Origin of the sequence: Kitasatospora sp. MBT63, from assembly GCF_000710465.2 — a bacterium.
Classification (GTDB): Bacteria; Actinomycetota; Actinomycetes; order Streptomycetales; family Streptomycetaceae; genus Kitasatospora.
The window spans coordinates 24,505-30,928 of the sequence record NZ_JAIZ01000511.1; the positions used below are offsets into that span (position 1 = coordinate 24,505).

Here is a 6,424-nt window from a genome sequence, read left to right on the forward strand (position 1 = left end):
ACCTCCATTCCCTTTCCGGGTGACAGAATTTGTCACAGTGATTTCACTACGGGCAGCACCTTGTCGCAGAAGAGCTGCAAGGTCTGCCCAGCCTCGGCGAGCGGCATCGCTCCGAAATCGATCTGCCAGAGGATCTGGTCGACGCCGCCGATGTGGTCGTTGAAGGCGCGGATCCGGTCGACGACCGTGGCCGGTGATCCGACGATCGCGCCGCCTTCGGTGAAAAGCTTCTCGGGCTTGAGGCCGCGCAGCATCCAGCCGAATCCGGAATAGCCGCGGTAGGCCGAGGACTCCCGGCGGTCCCACGCGCTGACAGCCTCCGCCCACACGTCCAGGTAGCGGCGCAGGTAGGTCTCGGCGATCTCCTCGGCGTGCGCGTCGGTGTCGGCGACCACCAGCGGCAGGCTGGCCGCGACCCGCGGACGCAGCCCCGAGCCGCCGTGCGCGGCGGCGAACGCGTCGCGGTAGAGGGTCAGATGGTCGCGGAACTCGTGCGGGGAGATCATCGGCGTGATCAGCAGCCCGTGGCCCTCGGCGCCCAGCCAGGAGAAGCTCTCCGGGGTGCGCACCGCGGCGCCCCAGATCGGCGGGCGCGGCTGCTGGGTGGGCCGCGGCAGGCCGGTGACGTCGCGGTAGGCGAAGAACGGGGTGGACTCGGTGACCTTCTCCTCGGTCCAGATCCGCCGCACCGCCCGGATGGTCTCGCGGAACCGGTCGACGCTCTCGTCCATGTCCACGCCCAGCGTGTCGAACTCGTCGGGCAGATAGGCGCGGGCGAAGCCGACGTCCAGGCGGCCGCCGCTGATCGCGTCCAGCTGCGCGGCCTCCGCGGCCAGCTGGACCGGGTGGTGGAAGACCGGCAGCACGCAGCCGGTGATCAGCCGGACCGTGCTGGTGCGGGCGGCCACCGCGGACAGGAAGCCGAGCGGGCTCGGGCAGTAGCCGCCGTAGTGGTGGAGGTAGTGCTCGGTCATCTTGATCGAGTCCAGGCCGCCCAGCTCGGCCCGGACCGACAGCTCCAGCGCGTCGCTGAAATAGGTGTGCGGGAGTTTCGTCTCCGGCGTGCAGTCAGGAAGAAAGGAAAGCCCGAAGCGCACCGATACCACTCCCCTTACAACCGGATATCCCAGGAATTCTCCGAATCGACGCCCGCGCTATTCACGGCCCCCGTCCGGGGCCGGTGAAGGACCGGCTGATTCGCGGCTGACGCTACATCGGGCCACCAGGCGCGTCAATATCCTTCGCAGCCGCGGACCGCCGCCGAAAAGACGTCAGGTCAGCGCCGGTATCCCCGGGAATACTTACGATACAAAGCGCGCGTTATTGACGACGCCGGTCGGCACTGCGACCGTGTGTATCCGCTGCCGGCCCATGGGCGGGGGCTCCGGCGTGGGGAATGTGCGGGCCGGCGCCACCACGGCGGCCGAAGACGCCATCCGTCCGGCGGACCCCGGTGCGGGATGCCACGGCGGAATGTCCACCCAACCGACTCGGTACGGATGTGTAGCCATGACCTCCACGATGGACCCGGTCCACGTCACCGTCCCCGACACCGCTCCCTTCGGGCAGTCGACTCCGCCGGCCGCCGGGCCGGCCGGGCGCAAGCCGGTGCACCTGGTCGAGTTCACCGCGATGCACGGCGTCCGCTACAGCGTCACCCTCGGCTACCTGAAGGCGACCTCGGTCGCCGACCCGGTCCTCGACGCGAGCTGCGACTTCCACATCAGCGTGCGCGAGCAGAGCGGCGGCGAGCAGGCCATGAAGGAGCTGCTCGAGTCCTGGGACGAGCCGTTCGTCGTCGCGCTGACCGTCTTCTTCTGGAACCGCGCCCAGTCCATGGAGCTGGCCCGCCGGGTGAAGGAGCGCTGGCCCGCCTGCCGGGTGGTGCTCGGCGGCAACGACGTCAGCTACCAGCAGGACCCGGTGTTCGCCGAGGCACCCTGGGTGGACGTCCTGGTGCACGGCGAGGGCGAGTTGCGCTTCCGCGACCTGCTGCACTGCTTCCTCGACGGCGGCGACCTCGCCACCATCCCCGGCATCAGCTACTGGTCCGAGGGAGCGGTCGTCACCAACGCGGACGCGGACCGGATCACCGACCTGGAGCAGATCGTCTCGCCGATCCTCACCCCGGTCTACTCGGACGAGGAGATCACCGGCTCCTCGATGATCGTGTACGAGACCAACCGCGGCTGCCCCTACAAGTGCGCGTTCTGCTACTGGGGCGGCGCCACCAACTCCAAGGTCCGCCAGTTCGAACTGGACCGGATCTTCGCCGAACTGGACCGGCTGATCCGGCTGATGCCCACCGACGCGACGCTGTTCATCGCGGACGCCAACTTCGGCATCATCGCCCGCGACCGGGAGATCGCCGAGCACATCGTCGAACTCAGCCGGCGCTACGACAAGCGGCTGATCATCAGCACCAACTGGGCGAAGAACGGCAACGACCGGATCGTGGAGATCGCCTCCATGCTCCACTCCGCCGAACTGACCGGCGCCATCACGCTCTCCGCGCAGTCCTTCGACGCCAACGTCCTGAAGATCGCCAACCGCGCGAACATCCGCACCGACCACTACCGCCGGCTGCTCTCCCGCTTCCGCGCCCTCGACGTCCCCACCTACACCGACCTGATCTGGGGCCTGCCCGGCGAGACCTACGCCACCTACCTCGACGGGATCGAGGAGGTGCTGACCGCGGGCGGCTCCCCGGTGATCTACCCGCTGCTGCTGCTCAACAACACCGAGTACTCCCGGGAGTCCTTCAAGGACAAGCACCAGCTGACCACCCGCTGGATGCCCGGCGACATCACCAACCCGGAACTGGTCGCCGACGTGGTGGTCGGGCACGAGTGCATGACCACCGAGGAGTGGGTGCGCGGCATGCGGTTCCGCGTCGCCATGACGCTGTTCCAGAAGATCCTGCTGCGCTGCGCGCTGCGCGTCCTGCACGAGACGACCGGCGTCCGGATGGTCGAACTGTGCGCGCGGCTGTGGACGTTCCTGACCGAGGACTGCGCCGACCCGTTCCTGCGCGCCGTCGCCCGCAACATCGAGGTGGGCTACCGGGAGCCCGCCGACGTGGACATGGGGCTGCTGAGGACCGTGATCGGGGACCAGGTCGTGGTGCCCGAGGAGGTGCACTTCCAGGCGCTGCTGTGCCGCGCCGTCTCCACCGAGCAGGCCTCCGCAAAGCTGCTCGGCGCGGCCACGGACTGGCTGTGCGAGCGGCTGGCCGCCGACGGGCACCGGATCGACCGGGTGCTGGTCGACGGCGCGCTGACGGTCGACCTCGCGGCGACCACGATCCTGCGCGCCAGCCTGCGCGGCGAGCTCAAGGAGGCGGAGTTCGCCGTCCCGCGCCGCGGCTGGGACCTGCTCGTCGAGGCCGGCGACGTCCCCTCCAGCCTCGACGCGACGGGTCAGGGAAGCACCGTCCGCGGCACGGTCTGGGCACCCCCGCGCTGGGTCCACTACCCGATCAGCGTCTACGCCCTCTCCATCTGGCACGGCACGGGGCGTCCCCTGCACGACCTGCAGTACGCCCTGCCGGCGGGGGCGCCGGGGCGCGGCTGAGCGGCGGGCTCAGACCGGATAACGAAACCGGTGCCCAAGCCGCCAGCTGGGGAAACGGAAGGGCCGGCAGCGGAGAGTCTCCGCTGCCGGCCCGGGTCGTACTGAGGTGTGGTCAGCTGGTGTAGAGGGCGCCGACCTGCTGGGAGGTGAGTGCGTACGGGTAGGTGCGGACGTCGCTGACGGCGCCGGTGGCCTGGGAGTCGACGGGGTAGTTGGCGGTGGCTGCGATGCCGATGGTGGTCGTGCCGGTGGCGTTCCAGGGGGTGGTGTTGGTGCCGCTGCCGGAGTACTGGCCGTTGACGTACAAGGTCATGGCATGGGTGGTGGCATCGTAGGTGCCGACGAGGTGGGTCCACACGCCGGTTTGGGGTGCGGTTGCGGCGGAGGCGTGGTTGTAGACGCCGGTGTTGGCGTGGTCGTCGCCGGGGGATACGAAGGCCCAGGTTCCGTACGCCGCTGAGTACTGGAGGTAGTAGGCGCCGCGCTCGTTGCCGTTCTGGGTGACGTAGGTCTGGTAGCCGTTGAGGTTGTCGGCCTTGACCCAGGCGGCGACAGTGTAGCTGCCGGCGGTGTTGAGCGAGGGCGCGGCGGTCTTGAAGTAGGTGGTGGTGAGGTTGGCTGCGCCGTCGGCGGTGTTCTTGTGGTCCGTGGTCCAGGTGACGGTGGCCGGACCGGTGGCGGAGGCGGCGGTGGCTGGGTTGGAGCCGGCGGAGTCCTTGATCTGTCCTGCCACGTAGGCCGAGCTGGTCATCGGCCACCGGTCGGCGACCGACGTGGTGTTGAGGACGGTCTCGGGGGTCGCCGCGAGGGTGTAGCCGGGGGCGGCCGGGGTGCCGGTCCTGGTACCGGTCCAGATCTGTACGTCGCCTGCGGGGGTGATGCCCCACAGGGTGGGTGCACCGCTGCCGGTGAGGTCGCCGTCGGAGCCGATGCGGGGCCAGGCGGTGGTGGTGTATCCGGTGCCGATGGTCGTGCTGGTGGCCACGGTGGTGAGGGCGGTGTAGGTGACGGCGGGCTTGGGGAACTTCGGCGGGATCGTGACGGTGGAGGTGGTGAAGGTGTACGCGGTCAGCGCACCGGTGCTGCGATTGCGCGCCCACAGGCCGGGGTGGCCCTGGAGGGCCCAGTCGCCGGGCGAGATGAGGTCCTGGTTGTTCCAGCCGGTCGCGGCGACCTGGACCGGGGTGCCGAATGTCCCGTCGGCGATCACGGGGTAGAACCAGAGCGCACCCTCGCCGCCGGGGGCGGTCTCCACGGTGAGCAGCCCGGTCCTGTTGAGGAACTTCTTGCTTGTGTCGAGGTTGGTGGTGGCGGGGTCACCCACGGCGGCGATCTGCAGGGTGGTCGACCAGTCGGCGGTGTAGGTGGTGCAGCCGGGATTGGCAGCCGGGCATGCCGGCTTGGTCAGCAGGTTAGCGGCGTCGAACGCGCCGGGTACGCCTGTGTTTCCGGGGTTCTTGTAATAGAAGAGCTTGCTGCTTCCGGGCTTGTGAACGATGAGGTCGTCGACGTTCATGCCGCCGCGCAGGCTGCCGCGGTGGGTGGTCTGGTAGTTGTCCCAGCGGTCGCCGTTCGGGTACTTGTTCTGGCCGTCAGGGTTCTTCTCGCCCGCGTCGGGGCTGTCCATGGGGCTTGCGGCGGTGAGAGTGGCGGGCGCGCCGGCGATCGGGTTCCCGGGGACGGCGTAGGCGCGGAGGTTGCCTGCGGCATCGGTGGTCAGAACGTCGGGGACGCTGTCGCCGGTGACGTCTCCGAAGACCGGCGCGGGTCCGTCCGGGTTCCAGGGCACGTAGAAGGCGTACGGGGCGACCGGCGAGCGGTTGCCGGCCATGTCCTCGGCCTGGACGTAGAGGATGTTGGTGCCCCAGTGGCCCGGGGTGACGGGGATCTGTCCGGTGGGCATGGCGGAGCCGCACTGCCATCCGGCGCTCGTGAGCTGGGGGTCCCAGGACCAGCGCAGGCAGATGAGGCCGGAGGTGTTGAGGCCGCTGGGGTTGGGGTCGGTGGCGGTGAAGGGGATGTTGCCGCTCTTGCCGGTGGTCAGGGTGGTGATCTGGCCGTTGCCGGAGGGCGGGAACTGGGTGGCCGGGTCGGCGACGGTGGTGGGGAAGGTGACGGTGGGCGGGGTGAGGTCGGCCTTGAAGTGGCAGGTGGGGGTGGAGGCGGACCAGGAGACGATCTGGTCGGTGGCCATGATGCCGAAGCCGTAGGAGTGGCCGTCCTTGATGACACCTGCCGGGACGGAGAAGGGGGCGTTGCCGCCGCTGGCGACCAGGGGTGAGTATCCGCCGGCGACGTCGGGGGCGCCGGGCAGCTGGTAGTCCCACAGGTGGGACCAGGACCAGAGCTGGGCCTGGGCGGGGCTGGAGACGGTGGCGTTGAGGGTGGTGGCGCCGTTCTGGTCGGTGCCTGCGCCGAGCCAGGCCCAGGTGTTGGAGTCGTCGACGCCGCATGCCTGGTTGGGGCCGTTCGCGACGGTCACCGGCTCCGGCAGCACTCGCGGGTTCGTGGGGGTGTTGGGGACGCGGTCGTACTCGATCCACAGCGAGGGCTGGCGGGTCAGGCGCTTGAAGGCGTTGACGTTGCTCTCGTCGCCGTACACACCGAAGGTCAGGGTGTCGGTGTTGGTGCCGTACTGCTGGATGGCGCCGGTGATGTTGTAGTTGAAGCCGACGTTGTCGTGGCAGGATCCGTGGCCGGAGCCGGGGACCGGACTCTGGCCGAGGCTTCCGCCGATCTGGCCGGGCTGGTGGTCCCAGGTGGTGCCCGAGTTGATGGCACCGGTCAGGTACAGGTCGACCGGGTAGGTGGTGGTGCAGGACCAGTCGGCGGAGACGTACTCCTGCAGGTC

At 69.4% G+C, this 6,424-nt stretch carries 3 protein-coding genes; 1 reads left to right on the top strand and 2 read right to left on the bottom strand.

Going from position 1 to position 6,424, the window contains the following annotated elements; translation table 11 throughout:
- Window positions 1-32: 32 nt before the first annotated feature.
- Window positions 33-1,097: an LLM class flavin-dependent oxidoreductase gene (locus AA75_RS27225; protein WP_033822912.1), complete on the bottom strand. Its 1,065-nt coding sequence runs from the start codon at window positions 1,095-1,097 to the stop codon at window positions 33-35.
- 412 nt (window positions 1,098-1,509) lie between these two features.
- On the opposite strand from AA75_RS27225, the gene AA75_RS27230 reads away from it, so the two are divergent.
- A complete protein-coding gene (locus tag AA75_RS27230; RefSeq protein ID WP_033822913.1) occupies window positions 1,510-3,573 on the top strand; it encodes a B12-binding domain-containing radical SAM protein in 2,064 nt (687 codons plus the stop codon).
- A gap of 112 nt (window positions 3,574-3,685) precedes the next feature.
- Here AA75_RS27230 and AA75_RS27235 read toward each other — a convergent pair.
- Window positions 3,686-6,424 (bottom strand): LamG domain-containing protein (locus AA75_RS27235; protein ID WP_199520427.1); only part of this gene is annotated, 2,739 nt, incomplete at its 5' end.